Genomic DNA, 16,852 nt, shown 5'->3' on the forward strand with positions numbered 1-16,852 from the left:
TCCTGAGCAATACCCGGCGCCTCGCCAAAGAATGCGCCCCGCCGCACCCTGCGCCCCGCCGCACCCGGCGCCCCGCCAAACCGTGTGTCCCGCCGAACCGTGTGTCCCGCCGAACAGTGGGACTGCCTACCGCCCGAGCTCCAGCTCCGGCGCGTTCGCCTCGACGTAGTCCAGGGCATGCCGGACGGCACCGACGGTGACAATCGCATCGCCCAGGGGAGAAACGGCCACGCGCGGGGGAGTTGCCGTGAACCGGGGGAGCAGGGCCGTGATGCCCGGCAGCAGCGCACCGGCGGATTCTGCCACCGCCCCGCCGATCACGACCAGCTCCGGGTTCACGAAGCTCGCCACGGAAGCGATGACCCGGGCCATCCGGTCCGAGATGCGCGCCAGGATGGCCAGCGCGGCGGGATCCCCGGCAGCGGCATCCTCAAAGACACGGCGGGCGCTCGCCTCGCCTCCCGCGGAAGGCCCGCCCCCGGCGGCAGACCACTGCCGGGCGAGGCTGGCGATGCCGTCGCTGGAGCCGACGCCCTCCACGAGGTCCAGGTACCCCATTTCGCCTGCGGCGCCGCCACGGCCGTGCAGCAGCCGCCCCGACTCCATCACCCCGGCGCCCAGCCGTTCGCCGGCCAGGAGCACCACAAGATCGTCGACGCCGGCGCCGGAACCCCGCCAGCGTTCGCCCAGGGCGGCGAGGTTCGCGTCGTTCTCCAGCAGCACCGTCCAGCCGTGCAGATCCTTCAGCGCCGCGCGGAGCCCGACGTCGAACAGGCTCCAGAAATGCTGGGCAACGAGCACATTCCCGTCACGGTCCACGGGGGCGGCGATGCCCGCGCCAACGGCCAGGACCCTGTCCGGGCCGGTCCCGGCGGCGGACAGTGCCCGGCGGCAGGCACGGTCGACGACGTCGATCCGCTCCTCCGCGGGGATGTCGGCGGCCCGGAAGAGCTCGCTGGAACGGCCGAGGATGGTGCCGCGGAGGTCCGCGACCGCCGCGGTGGTGGTGGCGGCACCGATGTCGAGGCCCAGCACAAATCCCGCGCCGCTGTTGAGCTCGAAGCGCCGGGCCGGGCGCCCCTTGCGCGGATTTCCGGGCTGTTCCTCATCGCGCGCCTCCAGTTCCCGGATCCAGCCGCGCCGGATCAGGTCCTCGCAGACGGCGATGACCGATGCCCGCGTCAGCCCGGTCCGGGCCATCAGCTCGGTCCCGGTGGCCACCTCCGTGGTCCGGATGGCGGCGAGCACGGAGCGGGCGTTGACCCGGCGCAGCAGCTGGGGCGTGGCGGCGGCTGCGTGCGGCATCAGAATCTTGACCTCCCCGGAAGTCCGGACCCATAATTGACCCGGCAATATATTTAGCTTGTATCTAAATTATCAGAAGCACCGCTCCGAACCCGAAGGATCATCTCTTGTCCAACACCGCCACGCTGGCAACCCTGTCCGGTTCCGATCTCGCCGCCGACGCCAACTGGTGGCGCCAGGCTTCCGTGTACCAGATCTACCCGCGCAGCTTCTCCGACTCCAACGGCGACGGAATCGGGGACATCAAGGGCATCACGGCGAAGGTCCCCTACCTGAAGGACCTGGGGATCGACGCCGTCTGGCTGAGCCCGTTCTACCCCTCAGCCCTCGCGGACGGCGGCTACGACGTCGATGACTACCGCGACGTCGACCCCAAGCTGGGAACGCTGGAGGACTTCGCCGGGATGTCCGCGGCCCTGCACGCCGCCGGCATCAAGCTGATCGCCGACATCGTGCCCAACCACTCCTCGAACCGGCACGCCTGGTTCCAGGAGGCACTCGCGTCCCCCCGCGGCTCCGACGCGCGGGAACGCTACATTTTCCGCGACGGCAAAGGCGGGAACGGTGAGATCCCGCCGTCGGACTGGGAGTCCGTGTTCGGCGGCCCGGCCTGGGAGCGCATCACCGAACCGGACGGCACCCCCGGCCAGTGGTACATGCACATCTTCGCCAAGGAACAGCCCGACCTGAACTGGTCCAACCGGGAAATCCGCGACGACTTCCTCAAGACCCTGCGCTTCTGGTCCGACCGCGGCGTGGACGGCTTCCGCGTCGACGTCGCGCACGCCCTGACCAAGGATCTCACCGAGCCGCTGCAGTCCAGGGTCGAACTCAGCGAGGCCAACAGCGGCACCGACGGCTTCGACGACGGCTCGCACCCGTTCTGGGACCGCGACGAGGTCCACGAGATCTACGTTGAGTGGCGCGAGGTCTTCAACGAATACAACCCGCCGCGCACCGCGGTCGCCGAAGCCTGGGTCCACGCCAGCCGCCGCGGCCGCTACGCGAGCCCGGAGGGCCTGGGCCAGGCGTTCAACTTCGACCTCCTGCAGGCCGACTTCGACGCCGACGAGTTCCGCGAAATCATCACCCGGAACCTCGCCGAGGCCACCGAGTCCGGCGCCTCCTCCACCTGGGTGTTCTCCAACCACGACGTCGTCCGCCACGCCACGCGCTACGGGCTGCCCAAGGGCGGCGGCAAGCACGCCAAGGGCCAGGACGGGAAGGGCTGGCTGCTGGCCGGCGCCCCGCCCGAGGAACTCAACGTCGACCTCGGATTGCGCCGTGCCCGCGCGGCCACCCAGCTGATGCTGGCGCTGCCGGGGTCCGCGTACCTGTATCAGGGCGAGGAGTTGGGGCTCCAGGAAGTCACGGACATCCCCGACGCCGAGCGGCAGGACCCGACCTTCTTCCGGAACAAGGGCGTGGAGATCGGCCGGGACGGCTGCCGCGTGCCGCTGCCCTGGGCCGCCGAGGGCAGCTCCTTTGGCTTCGGCGACGGCGGGGCGCACCTGCCGCAGCCGGAGTGGTTCGGCCGTTACGCCGTCGCAGCCGAGGACGGCGCGGAGGGTTCCACGCTGGAGTTCTACCGCCGGGCGCTGAAGCTGCGCCGGGAACTGCAGACCTCGGAAGAACTCCAATGGCACACCACGGCCAGCCCCGAGGTGCTGCACTTCAGCCGCCCCGGTGGCTGGCAGACCGTGACCAACTTCGGGAACGAGCCTGCCCCGCTGCCCGCCGGAACGGTGCTGCTCAGCAGCGGGCCGCTGGAGAAGAACCTCCTGCCGGGCAGCACCACCGTCTGGCTGCGGTGAACTGGCCGGAGGCCAAAGAGCCAGGCCGGGAACTGGTGTACGGCTGCATGGGCCTGGGCGGCAGCTGGTCGCCGGAGCCGCACTCGCCCGCGCACGTGGACGAGGCGGCTGCCGCCGTCGACGCCGCCCTGGACGCTGGCATCACCCTGTTCGACCATGCCGACATCTACCGTGGCGGCAAGTCCGAAGCCGTGTTCGGCGAGGTGCTCGCGCAGACCCCGGGGCTGCGGGACCGCATCAGGCTGCAGACCAAGTGCGGCATCCGGCTCAACGAACACGGACTGGAGACGTATTACGACCTGAGCCGGGACGCCATCCTGGCCCGGGTCAACGAAAGCCTCGGCCGGCTCCGCACCGACCACGTGGACGTGCTGATGCTGCACCGCCCCGATCCGCTGATGGACCCCGCCGAGGTGGCCTCCGCCGTCGGGCAGCTGATGGCCGAAGGCAAGGTCCGGGCGCTGGGGGTGTCCAACATGTCCGGGGCGCAGATCGAGGTGCTGCAGGACCGGCTCGAGACGCCGGTGGTCGCCAACCAGCTGGAGATGAGCCTGTTCAAACGCGCCTGGCTGGAGAGCACGGTGCTCGTCAACCATGCCGAGGGCACGGACTACAGCTTCCCGCACGGCACCGTGGAGCACTGTGTCCGGCACGGAATCACTTTGCAGGCCTACGGCTCCCTGGCACGGGGGCTCTACACCGGGGCCCCGGCCGCGACGCCGTCGGCCGCGGAGGAAGCGACGGCCAGGCTCGTGGCGCAGCTGGCTGCGGAGAAAAAGACGACGGGGGAATCGGTCCTGCTGGGCTGGCTGATGAAGCACCCGGCTGGAATCGCCCCGGTGATCGGCACCGCCAACCCGGACCGTATCCGTGCCTGCGCGGACGCGGCCGCGGTCGCCGCGGCCATGACCCGGGCCGAGTGGTACCGGCTCTGGGTGACGGCACGCGGCAGCAACATCCCGTAGACGCCCGCCGTCATACCCCGCCCAAGTAGCCCGCGGCAGGGGCCGTTGTGAGCGCTGAAAAGGGCTTCTGCTGCCAGCTACTTGGGCGGGGACGTGATTTTGGTCGTAATGGTCGCCCCGGAGGGCCGGATCGCTTAGCCGCAAACGCCCCCGGGCGGATAGCGTAGATACATGACTTCCACCACCACCGCCGGGACCCTCCGGCCCCAACGCAACATCCCCGCTGAAATCGCCCGCTCCTGGCTGCTGGTCAATGCCATGAAAACCGAGCTCTTCGACCAGTCGGCCGCCTCCCGCGCGGATGCCATCGTCCTGGACATCGAGGACGCGGTGGACCCCTCGCAGAAGGATGCCGCCCGCGGGCACGTGGTGGACTGGCTGACTGCCGGCGGCAGCGCCTGGGTCCGGATTAACGACGCCACGAGCCCCTTCTGGGCGGACGACCTCGCCGGGCTGCGCGGCACTCCGGGCCTGCTCGGTGTGATGCTGGCCAAGACCGAGTCCGCGGACCAGGTCACCGAAAGCTTCCACCGCATGGACGGCAAGACGCCCGTCATTGCGCTGGTCGAATCCGCCGTCGGCATCGAGGAAGCCAACAACATTGCCAAGGCCCAGGGCGCCTTCCGGCTGGCCTTCGGCTCGGGGGACTTCCGCCGCGACACCGGCATGGCGGCCACCCCGGAAGCCATGGCCTACCCGCGCGCCAAGCTCGTCGTGGCCAGCCGCGTCGGGAACCTGCCCGGCCCCATCGACGGCCCCACCGTCGGCACCAACCACCCGATCCTGCGCGAGCAGACCGGGATCACCGTCATGATGGGCATGACCGGCAAGCTCTGCCTCGCCATCGACCAGACCCACATCATCAACGAGGTCATCAGCCCGACGCCGTCCGACGTCGCCTGGGCCACCGACTTCATGGCCGACTTCGAGGCCAACGGCCGTGTCATCCGCGACGGCTCCGACCTGCCCCGCCTGGGCCGCGCCGAGAAGATCATGAAGCTCGCGGTAGCCTTTGGGGTGCAGCCGGCCCTGTAGCCAGCCCGAACCAGGGAGACCCCGTGACCGATACCTGTTATCTGGTCCACGGGGTCTTTTGGGATGCCGAACCGGACGGACCGGCAGCAGCGCAGGACCCCGGTGGCGGGCGCCCGGCGATGCGGCTGCAGGACCCTGGGGGCGGCTTCACCGACCTGCCGCTCGACGCCGGCACCCGGCTCGGCTTCAGGCTGGCCGCACCGGGGAAGCGCTGCCTCGGGCACCACGTGGTTCACGGGCCCGCCGAGCGCGATCACGTCCTGTGCCCGGACCGTGCACCGGCCGTGAAGGGCAGCCAGTGTGTGCGGTGCTTCGTCGTGGACGATTCCCGGCTCATCCACGATTTCCACCGCGGCGGGCGCGTACCGCCCGGCCTGCGGGCCTACCTGATGCAGCCGCACTGGCTGTACATCGCCACCTTCGCCAACGGCGCCAGCAAGGTGGGCACCGCCGCGAACCTGCGGAAATGGAAGAGACTCGCCGAGCAGGGCGCCGTCGCCGCCCGCTACGTCGCCCGCGCCGACGACGGCAGGGTGGTCAGGAACCTCGAGGACCTGGTGACCCGCGACGCCGGCATCCCGCAGCAGATCCGCGCCGCCGCCAAAGCCGCGGCCCTGGCCGGCCCGGCGCCCGCCGCCGAACTGGATGCCCGGAACAGCCGGCTGGCCGCCGAGGTCCGCGGGCTGCTCGCGGGCGCCGGGGGCGGCGGCTTCGACGTCGTGGACGAGCGCTGGCTGCGGCCGGGCGTCTCGGATGCGGTCTGCGCGCCGGCCGCCCGGCACGCCTACCCGCATGAGCTCAGCACCGGTGCCCACGGGTTCCGGATCGACTCGCTGAGCGGGAGCGTCGCGCTGGCCCGGCTCGACGGCGCCGATCTTGAATTTGTCGTCAACCTCGGCCAGCTCAAGGCGCGGACCATTGCGCTCGGCGACCACGGCTCCGGCGTCCCGGCGGTCCAGGAATCCCTGTTCTGACGCTGAAAGTGCCCCGCGACGCGCAAAATGCCGGACGCGCCGGTAGTCCCGCGTCGGCAGGCATTTTGAGTGTCGCCAGGAATCTTGCGGCTCGCGGCCTTGCCGGCGGTCCCCAGTAGACTGGCACGGTGTTGAAAGAATTCTGGGACTCCGCGCCAACCACCTACAAGGTGCTCGTTTTCACTGCCATGGGCCTGCTCGGCGTCGGCGTCGTCCTGAACGTCGTGGGCAACAGCTCCGGCAACCAGGACCTGGCCGTCGCCTCCCTGGCCGTGATCGGACTCGGCCTGGTCCTGCACATCGCCGGGATCGTGGTCCGCGGCCAGACGATCCGCAGAAACTTCAAGCGCTAGCGGCAGCGTTCCGCCGCACGTGGCTCCTGGCGTGCGCCACTGCCTCGGGCAGGGACGTGAACAGGTGTTTGTGGTGCCGCAGCGAGCGGATCACCCCGACGTTAGTCACCAGCTCAAGGTGCTGCGGCTGGACGCCCTTCAACAGGACCGTCACACCGCGCAGCTCCAGCGCCGAGATGACCTCCACCAGCGTATGGGCGCCGGTGGCATCGAGCATCCGCACCTGTGAGAGCCGGATGACGGCCACCTGGATGTCCTTGACCTGGCTGATTTCCTGCAGGACCCGTTCCGCGGCACCGAAGAACATGGCCCCGTCCAGCCGGAAGATCGCGATGTGCTCGTCGCCCTCCTCGCGCGGTCCCGGAATCTCCTCGCGCTTGACCCCGCTGAGCGAGGCGAACTTCCGCAGCGTGAAGATGGCCGCGGCGACCAGACCGATCTCGATGGCCACAATCAGGTCGAAGGCCACGGTGATCAGGGCCGTCAGGACAAACACGAACGCGTCGGCGCGGGTGGAACGCATAATGGCGGTGACCGTGCGCTTGGACACCATGCGCGTGGCCGTGACCATCAGGATCCCGGCCAGGACGGCCAGCGGGATCTTCCCGACCAGGCCCGCCGCGAGATAGATGATGGCCAGCAGGACCAGGGCGTGCACAATCGCGGAGAGCCGGGTCTTGGCGCCCGAGCGGACGTTGACCGCGGTCCGGGCGATCGCGCCCGTGGCCGGCATGCCGCCGAAGAACCCCGAGGCGACCGAGGCGAGTCCCTGCCCCATCAGCTCCCGGTCCGGGCTGTAGGCCCCGGAGGGCCTCCCGTCAGGGCCCACCATGCCGGCGGCCACCCGCGCGGAGAGCAGGGACTCGATGGCGGCCAGCATCGCGATGGACACCGCCGGCATCAGCAACGCGCCCAACAGAGCCGGATCCAGGGACGGGACCGACGGTGCGGACAGGGACTGCGGCAGGGTGCCAATCCGTGGAATGTCCAGCTGCAGCAGCTCAGCGGCCACGGTGGCCAGCAGCACCGCGATCAGGCTCGCGGGCAGGGCCTTGTTCAGCTTCGGGAGCAGCAACATCACGGCAGCCACCCCCGCGACGATGCCGAGCGTCTGAAGAACGGTGGGCAGGGTGGCCTGGGAAGCGCTCTCGAAGGCGGCCAGGAGTGTGTTGTGTCCCGGCACTGCCTCGGTGCCGGTGGCCAGGGGAACCTGCTGGAGGAAGATGATCGCGGCGATGCCGAGGGTGAAGCCCTCCACTACCGGCCAGGGGATGAAGGCCACCGCACGGCCCAGGCCGCTGATGCCGAGGATAACCACCATCAGCCCGGCCATCAGGGACAACAGCGCGATGCTGCCGATCCCGTGGACGGCGACGACCGGAGCAAGCACCACGACCATCGCGCCGGTGGGGCCGGAAACCTGGACGTGCGAGCCGCCCATAACCGCGGCGACCAGACCGGCCACGACGGCGGTGATGAGCCCGGCTTCGGCGCCGACGCCGGAACTCACGCCGAAGGCCAGTGCCAGGGGCAGGGCCACAATTCCTACCGTGATTCCCGCCAGGAGATCCGTTTTCCAGGATGAGCGCAGCCCGTCGTAGTCACGGCGGGACGGCAGGAACCGGCTGAGCTGACCCAACGCGGCATTCATGAAGCGGAACCCTGCAGATGGCCGCTGGGAAGTCCCTGCGCGAGGATGAACTGTTCGCTGGAATCGGCCAGGGTGTCGAGGAGGAAGGTCCGGGCGATGGCCAGCAATTCGGCGATCTTCGGATGGGACAGCCGGTAGGTCACGGCATTGGCGGACCGGGACGAGGTCACCACCCCATGCCGGCGCAGCGTGGCGAGGTGCTGGGACAGGTGGGAGGCCTCCAGGCCCGTCTCGGCCAGCAGGTAGCTGACGGGCGCCGAGTTATCCGGCGCGGTGGACAGCAGTTCGAGCACGCGGATCCGCGCCGGGTGGGCGAGGGCCTTGAACAGGTTCGCCTTGATCTCGTACAGGGGGGTTTGCGCTGGGGAAATCATCGCTGCCTGGGCTTTCTCGTCGGCGGGGCCGGGAACGGCCGCGAATTGATGAATTTATGTTTTCATCATACCGCAGAGCTGTCACCCTGTCCCGTCCCCGTCAGCGGCGCGTGTGGCCGGAAGCCTGCCGCTAGGCTGGACCCCATGACTATCAATCCGGACCTGCAGGGGCGCAGCTACCCTGCCAAAGAGGTGTACGACGTCGGCCACGAGAAAATCCGCGAGTTCGCCCGCGCAGTCAAGGCCACCCACCCCGCCCACTTCGAACTGGATGCGGCCGCCGCACTGGGGCACAGCGACCTTGTGGCACCACCGACCTTCGCCATCATCGTCGCGCAGCGGGCGGACGCCCAGTTGATCGAGGATCCGGACTCCGGCATCGACTTCACCCGTGTGGTCCACGCCGACCAGCGGTTCATCCACCACCGGCCCATCGTCGCCGGGGACCGGCTGGTTGCCGAACTGCACGTCGACGGCGTCCGGGCCATGGGCGGGGGAGCCATGATCACCACGCGCTCGGAGATTTTCGCGCTGGCCGCCGGTGCCGCCGACGACGCCGCACGCGTGCCCGTCGCCACCGCCACCTCGTCCATTCTGGTCCGCGGAGAGGGACAGTAACCATGACACCCATACTTTCGGAACTCATCGTCGGCCAGGACGTCGGCAGCCGCAGCATCGACGTCACCCGCACGGACCTCGTCAAGTACGCCGGTGCCTCCGGCGACTTCAACCCCATCCACTGGAACGAAGCCTTCGCCACCAGCGTGGGACTGCCCGGCGTGATCGCGCACGGCATGTTCACCATGGGCTCCGTCGTCCAGCTCGTCACCGACTGGGCCGGCGATCCTGCCGCCGTCGTCGATTTCCAGACCCGCTTCACGAAACCGGTCCCGGTGTCAGACACCACGGGAACGGCCGGGGCCGGGGCCGTGGTCGAGGTCAGCGGCGCCATCGGAGCGATCGACGCCGAGGCGGGCACTGCCCGGGTGGACCTGACCGTCACCTGCGCCGGGCAGAAGGTGCTCATGAAGGCCCAGGCCGTCGTCAGGCTGGCCTAGCCGCATGGCGATGCCGTGAGCGTGGCCACGGGCCATCCTGACGGGCTGGACCTCACGCCGGGCAATGTCGGGCTGCTGCTGTGCATGACCCTGGGCTCCTCCATCTCCTGCTGGGCCTGCTGGCGGAGCACGTCGGAACCCTGCACTCCCTGCCGGCCGTGATGGCGATGCTCGTGGTCAGCTTCCTGCTCTCCCCGGTGGCCCGGAAGACCGGGTAGCGCACGGCCCCGCTTAGGGGAGTCCGGCGTTGCCCGGCTAGGCTGGTCGGGTGACCCAGACACTGCTTTCCGCCCTGACCACGGCCGCCGTCGGCGGCCCCGCCGGCAGCTTCATCGAAGCCCGCACCGAGGCAGAGATCATCGAGGCCGTCCGCTCAGCGGACGCTGCCGGTGAACCCCTGCTGATCATCGGCGGCGGCTCCAACCTGCTGGTGTCCGACGACGGGTTCCCCGGCACCGTGCTGAAAATCGCCTCGGAGGGTTTCGCTGTCACCTCGGAGGACTCCTGCGGCGGCGTCTCCGTTGTGGTCCAGGCCGGGCACAACTGGGACGCCCTGGTTGAGCACGCCGTGCGGCACGCCTGGTCGGGCATCGAGGCGCTCTCGGGCATTCCGGGCGCCACGGGCGCCACCCCGGTCCAAAACGTCGGTGCGTACGGCTGTGACGTTTCCCAGACCATCGCCGCCGTGCGGACCTGGGACCGGCAGCGCAACGCCGTGCACACCTTCACCAGTTCCGGGCTGAAGTTCGGCTACCGCGACTCGATCCTCAAGCAGACCACCGTCAACGGCTCCCCGCGCTACGTCGTGCTCACGGTCGAGTTCCAGCTGCCGCTGGGCCGGATGAGCGCGCCCATCCGCTACGCCGAGCTGGCCCGGGCGCTGGGCGTCGACGCCGGCCAGCGGGCCTATTCGAACGACGTCCGGCGTGAAGTGCTCCGGCTCCGGGCATCCAAGGGAATGGTGTGGGACGCCGCGGACCCTGACACCTATTCCACCGGTTCCTTCTTCACGAACCCGATCGTCCCGGCAGCCGTCGCCGCCGGGCTGCCCGAGGACGCGCCGCGCTACCCGGGCGGCGCGGACGGGCTGACCAAACTCTCGGCGGCCTGGCTGATCGACCAGGCCGGCTACGGCAAGGGATTCGGGCTCGAGCCGGACAGCGTCTCCGGCGGCCGGGCCTCGCTGTCCACCAAACACACCCTGGCCATCACCAACAGGGGAACGGCCAGCGCCGCGGACCTGCTGGCGGTCGCGCGCGAAGTGCGCCGCGGCGTCGTCGAACGCTTTGGGATTGAACTACACCCGGAACCGCTGCTGATCGGCGTCGAGCTCTAGGAAGCGGCCGTCCTCAGTTCCCGCGGCGGTGTCCGGCGACCCTGCTGAACAGCATAAAGGTGAAGCCGGACGCGGCGGCGCCCATAAAGAAAACCTGGCAAAACGCCACGGACTGGGCGCTGGGCCCGCTGCGGAGCACCAGGCCGGCGAGGGCGAAGGCGACCGCCCCGGCCAGCAGTGTCATCGAGCCGAGCAGGAAACTCTGCACGGTGTCCGGGAATCCGCTGAATTCCGGGCTGTCCGGTGCAACAGATGATTCAACGGCGCCCTGAACGGGAGGACGCGGCTGCACCGAGGCGGCCGTGACGAAACTGGTCACTGCCACGGTCATGGACACCACCGCCACGAGCTGCAGGGTGCTCATCACGGGCGACAGCCGTGTCCCGCTCGCAATGGCAACGGCGAGCCCGGCGGCCATGCCGGCAGCGCTGGACGCCCAGCCCAGCAGGGCCAGCCTCCGGCTCAGGGGCCGCAGCAGCGGCCACATCTCACTCAGGGTCATCCATCAAGGGTAGGGAGTCCGGCTGGACGGAGGCTGGGAACCACCCGCCAGGAGTCCTAGCATGGGTGCATGGCAGCAATGGCGCGTGCCCGGCTGAGCCGGGGGATCCTGGGACGGTTGCGGCTGGCCTCGCAGGGGCTGGCCGGGTCCGGATTCCACGGCGTCCCGGCGGCGGTGCGCTGGATGACGGCCATGCAGGCGCAGGATCTGCAGTCCGCCCTCTGGGCTGTGGGCCTGCGTGTGCCGGGATCCCGCGCCGGTGATGTCCGCAGCGCCCTGGACCGGGGCGAAATAGTCCGCTCCTGGCCGATGCGCGGCACCCTGAACCTGCTGGCGCCCGAAGATCTCAAGTGGATGCTGGCCATCACCTCCGAGCGGCTGATCCGGGGCCTGGCCGGGCGCCACCGGGAACTCGGCATCACTCCCGCGGACGTCGACACCGCGATGGGAACCGCGCTGCGGCTGGTCTCCGGCGGGGCAGCCGCCAGCCGGGCCGAGCTGTTCCAGGCTTTCGAGCGGGCAGGCCAGTCCACAACCGGCCAGCGCGGCATCCACCTGCTCGGGATCCTGTGCCAGCGGGGACTCCTGGTGCAGGGCCCGCTGGCCGGCAACCAGCAGCTGGTGGTGGCCTTCGACGACTGGATCACGGAGTCGCGGGTCCTGGACCGTGCGGAGGGCACGGCCGAGTGGCTGCTGCGGTACCTGCGCAGCCACGGGCCAGCGACAGAGCGGGACTTTGCCTGGTGGTCCGGCATTCCCCTGACGGAGGTCCGCGCGGCCCTGGCCCGGGTGAGGGACCAGTTGGCGGAGGTGGCATTCGAGGGGACCAGCTACTGGATGTCCCCGGAGACGGCGGCGCTGCTTGACGAAGGCGTCCCCGCGGGGCGTCTGGTGCTGGCGCTGCCCGGATTCGACGAGTTCCTGCTCGGCTACACGGACCGGTCGCTCGTGCTGCCCCCGGAACACGCGGACAAGATCGTGCCGGGCGGCAATGGGGTCTTCCGGAAGACGATTGTCGCCGGCGGCCAAATCGTCGGCACCTGGGACGTGTCCCGCAGCGGAAAGACCGCAGTGGTGGTTCCTGAGCCCTTCGATGAGGTTAACGGGCTGCGGCCTGCCGCCCAACGATCCTTTGAGCTGCAGGCCGCGAAGTACCGGAGATTCCTCGGCACCTGAACGGGGGTTGGAGGAGCCCCTAAAGGTTCCCGGTCGCAATGTTGAGCATGCGGCGCAGCGGTTCGGCCGCACCCCACAGGAGCTGGTCGCCCACGGTGAAGGCGCTGATGTACTGCGGCCCCATCTCCAGCTTGCGGATGCGGCCCACCGGGATGTCCAGGGTGCCGGAGGCCGCCACGGGCGTGAGGTTCGCCATGGAGGCTTCCTTGGTGTTGGGCACCACCGTGGCCCACTCGTTGTCCGCGTCCAGGAGCGTCTCGATCTCGGCGACGGAGAGGTCTTCGCGGAGCTTGAGCGTGAGCGCCTGGGAGTGCGAGCGCATGGCGCCGATCCGGATGCACAGCCCGTCCATGATGATGTGCTCATCGCCGGAGGTGCCGAGGATTTTGTTGGTTTCCACCCCGGCCTTCCACTCTTCCTTTGACTGGCCGTTGCCGAGGTCCGCGTCGATCCAGGGGATCAGCGACCCGGCCAGCGGCACGCCGAACTGGGTGGCGTCGATGTCGGTGCGCTGGTGGGCGAGGACCTTGCGGTCGATCTCCAGGATGGCCGACGCCGGGTCGTCCAGTTCTGTGCTGACCTGGGCGTTGAGCGTGCCGAACTGGCTCAGCAGCTCGCGCATGTGCCGGGCACCGCCGCCGGAGGCCGCCTGGTAGGTCATCGAGGTGCCCCATTCGACGAGGTTGTTCTTGAACAGCCCGCCGAGGCCCATCAGCATGCAGGAGACGGTGCAGTTGCCGCCAATGAAATCCTTGGTGCCGTTGGCAAGGCCCTTGTCGATCACGTCGCGGTTGATCGGGTCCAGCACGATGATCGAATCGTCGTTCATCCGCAGGGTGGAGGCGGCATCGATCCAGAGACCGTCCCAGCCGCGGCTGCGCAGCTCGCCGTGGACCTGTTGGGTGTAGTCCCCGCCCTGGGCGGTCATGATGATCGGCAGCTTGGCGAGCGTCTCGACGTCGAACGCGTCCTCGAGCTTGCCGGCGTTGCCCCCGGCAGAACCTGCGAACGAGGGGGAGGCGCCTCCCGCGTTCGAGGTGGAGAAAAATACCGGGTTGATGTTGGCGAAGTCGCCCTCGTCCTGCATGCGCTGCATCAGGACGGAGCCGACCATGCCACGCCAACCGACCAGTCCAACGGACGGAGTAGCTGCTGTAGTCATTGAGCCAGTTTAGACAGTGTTGGCGGCGGGACGCAGCCGGTTACGTCCTGCTCAGTTCAGTTGCCGCGGGCTGGGATCTGCGATGCCCCGTTCCCGGCGGATCCTGCGCGCCCGGAATTCGGAGAGCTCCAGCCGCACGGCGTAGACCAGGCCGGCGATCCCGCCGATGGTCAGCAGCAGTGCTCCCCACAGCGGGTCCTGGCCGTTGGCCGCGGGAGCGGCAATAAGGAAAAGTGAGAATGCCGCCACCGCGGCGAAAAAGACGCCGAGGGCCCGCATGCCGGCTGCGGTGGTGACGATGCATCAGGGCTGTTACGGTGACCAGGCCGGTGACGGTATGGACCGAGTAGTTCCCGTAGGGCTGCGAGCCGCCGACGCCCCACTCCTCCCGGGTGTACGCATGGATCGTGCTGTCCAGTCCGGTGCCGTAGTACCACGGACGGAAGAGCGCGGTACGGCGCTGTGACGACTCAACTGTCACCGGACACCGCCTGCGGGGCCCACGGGGCGGGGAGGTTGCGAGTTATGCGCAGCTTCGCGGCCTTGCGTTCCTTGAAGTGGTAGCTCCAGCACGCCCAGGGCACAAAGATGCCGACAATGAGCACCCACCAGGTTTCCGCGAGTATCTCCCAGGTTCCGTCGAGCACGATTCTGATCAGACCGTAGAGCACCAGGCAATCAAGAGCGGACACGACAATAGCCATCAAAAGTAGGCCGCGGGCCGAATTGACAGGCTTGACCAGTCCGCTGCCGTCGTCCTTGCGGACCCCGTGCTCCTCCTCCGTGTAGGCGACCATCTCGCCGTTCTCCGCCATGCGGTGGACTACCCGCGCTTCGGTCGGCTGGTATGGGATGTAGCCAGGCGTCTGGGGCACGTCCCGGGTACGCCTGGCAACGGGACTCCACGAGGGCGTGCACGCTATTCAACGGGGCGTGGCAGGTTGCGGGCCTTGCGCAATTTCTCGGCCTTGCGCTCAGCGAAATAACTGGACCAGGCGAAGATCAGCGGATAGAGGATCAACAGGTACATCCACCAGATCTCGCCCAGAATTTCCCATTGGTCGGTGATTCCCATTTGGACCAGGCCGTACAGCATCCCGCCGAATGCGATGGTGATCAGGACTGCCAGGACCAGCAGACCGGCTGATGAGTTCGTGGGTTTGATGATGCCAAGGCCGTCGTCCTTGCGGACACCGTATTCCTCAGCCGTGTACGCGACCACCTCGCCGTTCTCCGCCAGACGGTGGATGACCCGCGCTTCAGTCGGCTGGTACGGCACGTATCCGGGCTCCTGGGGAATGTCCCGGCTACGCCTCGCCACGGGACTCCCGGATGCCGCGCAGCAGGGCGGCGTCGTCCAGTCCTTCGGTTTCTGCGACTTCGTCGGTGGCGAAATTGGGGATGCCGGTGGCCCAGGTGTCCTCGCCGCGGCGGATTAGCAGGTGCTTCTCCGCGTCAAGGGTCTTGAAGACGAGGTAGGCGGTGCCGCCGGGATTCTGCTCGACGTGCTGGCGGACCACGCGGAGGGTTGCCTCAGCCGAACTGATGGCGGGATCCTGGGCGAAGACGAACCAGGTTCCCAGCAGCCGCGGCTGCAGCATCAGAGCGACGCCGGGCGCCTCGACCAGCACCACGTTGTCCATGCTGTCCTCCGTCAGCAAGGAAAGTTCGGTCCAGCGCGACGATTGCCCAAGGGCCGTGGCGACGGCCGCAGCCACCCCCTTCACGCCGAGGTCCCCGTCCTCGTCGACGGTAGCCATGTCCCGTGCCATCAGCGATGACGCCCCGGCCGTGGAAAGCGTGACATCATCGACCAGTTCCTCGGCGCGGAAGACGCTGACGGACCGGTCCCTCGCGGGGCCCTCGAACACGTTGAGCAGATAGGCGAATTCGCCTACCCCGAAGCCGATCACGTCGACGCCCAGCCGCGGCTCCTGCCGTGTCTCATCCTGAACAGTCATACGAGTCTCCTAATCCCCGAAGCCGAAGAACTTGGCCACGGACGTCCCAGCATCTTTGACGGTATCCTGGGCGTCGCTGACGAATTTTCCCGGATCCTTGACGGCGTTGGCGATACCCTCGCCGACGTTCTTGCCCACACTGCTGATGGTCTCCCAGTTTTCGTAGATGGCGACCCCGACGCTGGCCACCTGGCAGACGGTTCCGGCCGGAGGCGGCAGGAAGCAGCCGACGCCGAGCCCGGCTTTAAGTGCGCTGCCGACACCGCCCTTGATGTCCCCGTCTGCAAAGCTCCGCACCGAGTCGGCGGCGCTGAATCCCACGCCGGCCCAGCCGAGCCCGCGCGCGAGTCCTGATTTCCCGAGCCATTCGAGCTTGCTTCCGGCTCCTATCCAGGCTTTTTCCTCCAGCAGCGGTCCGAACTTGGACAGCGGACCGATGTACTTGTTCAGGTTCTTCAGGGAGACGATGTCAGAGGCTTTGTCGATCCGCGCGAGGATGCGGTTTGACTTGCCGGTGTCCTTGAGCAGCACCTCGAGGGCGCGGTTCCCGGCGGTGGTCTGCCCCAGGTGCCGGCTGTCGAAAGCCGGTCCGCCCAGGCGGTGGCGCCCCTTGGTGAGCATGGTCTGGGCCAGTTCCGCACGCTGGTTCTTCAGGACCCAGCCGTATTGGCCGACATGCTTGGCCAGCGTCAGCGGGGCCTTGATGTTCTTCTGGACTCCCATCGCGGCCCGGACCCCGCCCACGACGGCCGCCCCGCCGACAACAGCCCAGTTGCCGCCCGCGGCTCCGAGGGCGCCGGGCCCGCCGCCGGCACCGGCGGCCGCGTTGCTGGCTTTCTCCTGCTGTTCGGCGTGGGTCAGCAGCCGCTTCGACTCTGCCTTGAGGGCGAACGCGGTCTTCTGGATCAGGGCGCGGTGGCTGCTGTTCCACTCGGACGTGAACCTGGCGCCGTCGGCCCCCTTCCACGCCGTGTTGCCGTTGATGGCCGACGTCAGTGTGGTGGACTGCTGCAGCAGTGACTCGGACGTCTTGCCGAACTGTTGTGCGAGTGTGCGCAGCTGGGCGACGTCGGCGCCCCACAAATTTCCTGCCATAGCGGCATCCCCCTTGTACGTGCATCAGCCTAACCGGCTGCGGCGCAGACCCCGTGCATTCCGGCGAAAATGCCGAACGGCCACCAATCTA

General features: G+C 68.7%; 20 protein-coding genes. 10 read left to right on the forward strand and 10 right to left on the reverse strand.

Annotated features, from left to right (window positions below; genetic code table 11):
* Positions 1-126 precede the first annotated feature (126 nt).
* On the reverse strand, positions 127-1,305 hold the full coding sequence (locus ACZYX4_RS00435) for an ROK family protein (RefSeq protein WP_463872896.1): 1,179 nt from the start codon (positions 1,303-1,305) through the stop codon (positions 127-129).
* A gap of 107 nt (positions 1,306-1,412) precedes the next feature.
* Here ACZYX4_RS00435 and ACZYX4_RS00440 point away from each other — a divergent pair, with 107 nt between their 5' ends.
* The 5 genes from ACZYX4_RS00440 to ACZYX4_RS00460 all read left to right on the forward strand — a co-directional run bounded on the left by ACZYX4_RS00440 (position 1,413) and on the right by ACZYX4_RS00460 (position 6,446).
* Positions 1,413-3,119 carry a glycoside hydrolase family 13 protein gene (locus tag ACZYX4_RS00440; protein ID WP_463872898.1) on the forward strand — a complete coding sequence of 569 codons (1,707 nt, stop codon included), beginning with the start codon at positions 1,413-1,415 and terminating at the stop codon, positions 3,117-3,119.
* Entirely contained in the window at positions 3,116-4,084 is a 969-nt protein-coding gene (locus tag ACZYX4_RS00445) for an aldo/keto reductase (RefSeq protein WP_463872899.1), read from the forward strand. Before ACZYX4_RS00440 ends, ACZYX4_RS00445 begins: the two co-directional genes overlap by 4 nt.
* Before the next feature lie 171 nt (positions 4,085-4,255).
* Positions 4,256-5,119, forward strand: a complete 864-nt coding sequence (locus tag ACZYX4_RS00450) for an HpcH/HpaI aldolase/citrate lyase family protein (protein ID WP_463872901.1) — start codon at positions 4,256-4,258, stop codon at positions 5,117-5,119.
* A gap of 23 nt (positions 5,120-5,142) precedes the next feature.
* Complete coding sequence (locus ACZYX4_RS00455; protein ID WP_463872903.1) at positions 5,143-6,093, forward strand: DUF2797 domain-containing protein; 951 nt, start codon at positions 5,143-5,145, stop codon at positions 6,091-6,093.
* Positions 6,094-6,221: 128 nt separating this feature from the next.
* Positions 6,222-6,446 carry a DUF3188 domain-containing protein gene (locus ACZYX4_RS00460; protein ID WP_463872904.1) on the forward strand — a complete coding sequence of 75 codons (225 nt, stop codon included), beginning with the start codon at positions 6,222-6,224 and terminating at the stop codon, positions 6,444-6,446.
* On the opposite strand, the gene ACZYX4_RS00465 is transcribed toward ACZYX4_RS00460, so the two are convergent.
* Complete coding sequence (locus tag ACZYX4_RS00465; protein ID WP_463872905.1) at positions 6,436-8,097, reverse strand: SulP family inorganic anion transporter; 1,662 nt, start codon at positions 8,095-8,097, stop codon at positions 6,436-6,438. The genes ACZYX4_RS00460 and ACZYX4_RS00465 overlap by 11 nt on opposite strands.
* Complete coding sequence (locus ACZYX4_RS00470) at positions 8,094-8,471, reverse strand: ArsR/SmtB family transcription factor (RefSeq protein ID WP_463872906.1); 378 nt, start codon at positions 8,469-8,471, stop codon at positions 8,094-8,096. Before ACZYX4_RS00470 ends, ACZYX4_RS00465 begins: the two co-directional genes overlap by 4 nt.
* A gap of 144 nt (positions 8,472-8,615) precedes the next feature.
* Between ACZYX4_RS00470 and ACZYX4_RS00475 the strand changes: the two genes are divergently transcribed.
* The 4 genes from ACZYX4_RS00475 (at position 8,616) to ACZYX4_RS00490 (ending at position 10,865) form a co-directional block, all read left to right on the forward strand.
* The gene (locus ACZYX4_RS00475; protein WP_463872907.1) at positions 8,616-9,089 is read left to right on the forward strand and encodes an FAS1-like dehydratase domain-containing protein; all 474 of its coding nucleotides are present in this window, start codon (positions 8,616-8,618) and stop codon (positions 9,087-9,089) included.
* Between the two features lie 2 nt (positions 9,090-9,091).
* Positions 9,092-9,529 carry a MaoC family dehydratase gene (locus ACZYX4_RS00480; protein ID WP_463872909.1) on the forward strand — a complete coding sequence of 146 codons (438 nt, stop codon included), beginning with the start codon at positions 9,092-9,094 and terminating at the stop codon, positions 9,527-9,529.
* Between the two features lie 80 nt (positions 9,530-9,609).
* Positions 9,610-9,747: a hypothetical protein gene (locus ACZYX4_RS00485; protein WP_463872910.1), complete on the forward strand. Its 138-nt coding sequence runs from the start codon at positions 9,610-9,612 to the stop codon at positions 9,745-9,747.
* A gap of 50 nt (positions 9,748-9,797) precedes the next feature.
* On the forward strand, positions 9,798-10,865 hold the full coding sequence (locus tag ACZYX4_RS00490; protein WP_463872912.1) for a UDP-N-acetylmuramate dehydrogenase: 1,068 nt from the start codon (positions 9,798-9,800) through the stop codon (positions 10,863-10,865).
* 13 nt (positions 10,866-10,878) lie between these two features.
* Here ACZYX4_RS00490 and ACZYX4_RS00495 read toward each other — a convergent pair whose 3' ends face one another.
* Complete coding sequence (locus tag ACZYX4_RS00495; RefSeq protein ID WP_463872913.1) at positions 10,879-11,367, reverse strand: hypothetical protein; 489 nt, start codon at positions 11,365-11,367, stop codon at positions 10,879-10,881.
* Between the two features lie 69 nt (positions 11,368-11,436).
* Here ACZYX4_RS00495 and ACZYX4_RS00500 point away from each other — a divergent pair, with 69 nt between their 5' ends.
* Positions 11,437-12,543 (forward strand): winged helix DNA-binding domain-containing protein, encoded by a 1,107-nt coding sequence (locus ACZYX4_RS00500; protein ID WP_463872915.1) that lies wholly within the window; start codon positions 11,437-11,439, stop codon positions 12,541-12,543.
* Positions 12,544-12,562: 19 nt separating this feature from the next.
* Here ACZYX4_RS00500 and asd read toward each other — a convergent pair whose 3' ends face one another.
* From asd to ACZYX4_RS00530, 6 genes are all read right to left on the reverse strand, one after another.
* A complete protein-coding gene (asd, locus tag ACZYX4_RS00505; protein WP_463872917.1) occupies positions 12,563-13,705 on the reverse strand; it encodes an aspartate-semialdehyde dehydrogenase in 1,143 nt (380 codons plus the stop codon).
* A 51-nt stretch (positions 13,706-13,756) separates the two neighbouring features.
* Complete coding sequence (locus ACZYX4_RS00510) at positions 13,757-13,984, reverse strand: hypothetical protein (protein WP_463872918.1); 228 nt, start codon at positions 13,982-13,984, stop codon at positions 13,757-13,759.
* A gap of 191 nt (positions 13,985-14,175) precedes the next feature.
* Entirely contained in the window at positions 14,176-14,580 is a 405-nt protein-coding gene (locus ACZYX4_RS00515; protein ID WP_463872920.1) for a hypothetical protein, read from the reverse strand.
* A gap of 44 nt (positions 14,581-14,624) precedes the next feature.
* A complete protein-coding gene (locus ACZYX4_RS00520; protein ID WP_463872922.1) occupies positions 14,625-15,026 on the reverse strand; it encodes a hypothetical protein in 402 nt (133 codons plus the stop codon).
* Complete coding sequence (locus ACZYX4_RS00525; RefSeq protein WP_463872923.1) at positions 15,013-15,666, reverse strand: hypothetical protein; 654 nt, start codon at positions 15,664-15,666, stop codon at positions 15,013-15,015. Before ACZYX4_RS00525 ends, ACZYX4_RS00520 begins: the two co-directional genes overlap by 14 nt.
* A gap of 9 nt (positions 15,667-15,675) precedes the next feature.
* Positions 15,676-16,761, reverse strand: a complete 1,086-nt coding sequence (locus ACZYX4_RS00530; protein ID WP_463872924.1) for a WXG100 family type VII secretion target — start codon at positions 16,759-16,761, stop codon at positions 15,676-15,678.
* Positions 16,762-16,852: the final 91 nt, after the last annotated feature.

The organism is Pseudarthrobacter leeuwenhoeki, from assembly GCF_055412885.1.

Coding starts and splice junctions, on each gene's coding strand:
- ACZYX4_RS00435 (WP_463872896.1), bottom strand. CDS start 1,305: ATGCCGCACGCAGCCGCCGCCACGCCCCAGCTGCTGCGCCGGGTCAAC.
- ACZYX4_RS00450 (WP_463872901.1), top strand. CDS start 4,256: ATGACTTCCACCACCACCGCCGGGACCCTCCGGCCCCAACGCAACATC.
- ACZYX4_RS00465 (WP_463872905.1), bottom strand. CDS start 8,097: ATGAATGCCGCGTTGGGTCAGCTCAGCCGGTTCCTGCCGTCCCGCCGT.
- ACZYX4_RS00470 (WP_463872906.1), bottom strand. CDS start 8,471: ATGATTTCCCCAGCGCAAACCCCCCTGTACGAGATCAAGGCGAACCTG.
- ACZYX4_RS00475 (WP_463872907.1), top strand. CDS start 8,616: ATGACTATCAATCCGGACCTGCAGGGGCGCAGCTACCCTGCCAAAGAG.
- ACZYX4_RS00480 (WP_463872909.1), top strand. CDS start 9,092: ATGACACCCATACTTTCGGAACTCATCGTCGGCCAGGACGTCGGCAGC.
- ACZYX4_RS00495 (WP_463872913.1), bottom strand. CDS start 11,367: ATGACCCTGAGTGAGATGTGGCCGCTGCTGCGGCCCCTGAGCCGGAGG.
- ACZYX4_RS00500 (WP_463872915.1), top strand. CDS start 11,437: ATGGCAGCAATGGCGCGTGCCCGGCTGAGCCGGGGGATCCTGGGACGG.
- asd (WP_463872917.1), bottom strand. CDS start 13,705: ATGACTACAGCAGCTACTCCGTCCGTTGGACTGGTCGGTTGGCGTGGC.
- ACZYX4_RS00510 (WP_463872918.1), bottom strand. CDS start 13,984: ATGCGGGCCCTCGGCGTCTTTTTCGCCGCGGTGGCGGCATTCTCACTT.
- ACZYX4_RS00525 (WP_463872923.1), bottom strand. CDS start 15,666: ATGACTGTTCAGGATGAGACACGGCAGGAGCCGCGGCTGGGCGTCGAC.
- ACZYX4_RS00530 (WP_463872924.1), bottom strand. CDS start 16,761: ATGGCAGGAAATTTGTGGGGCGCCGACGTCGCCCAGCTGCGCACACTC.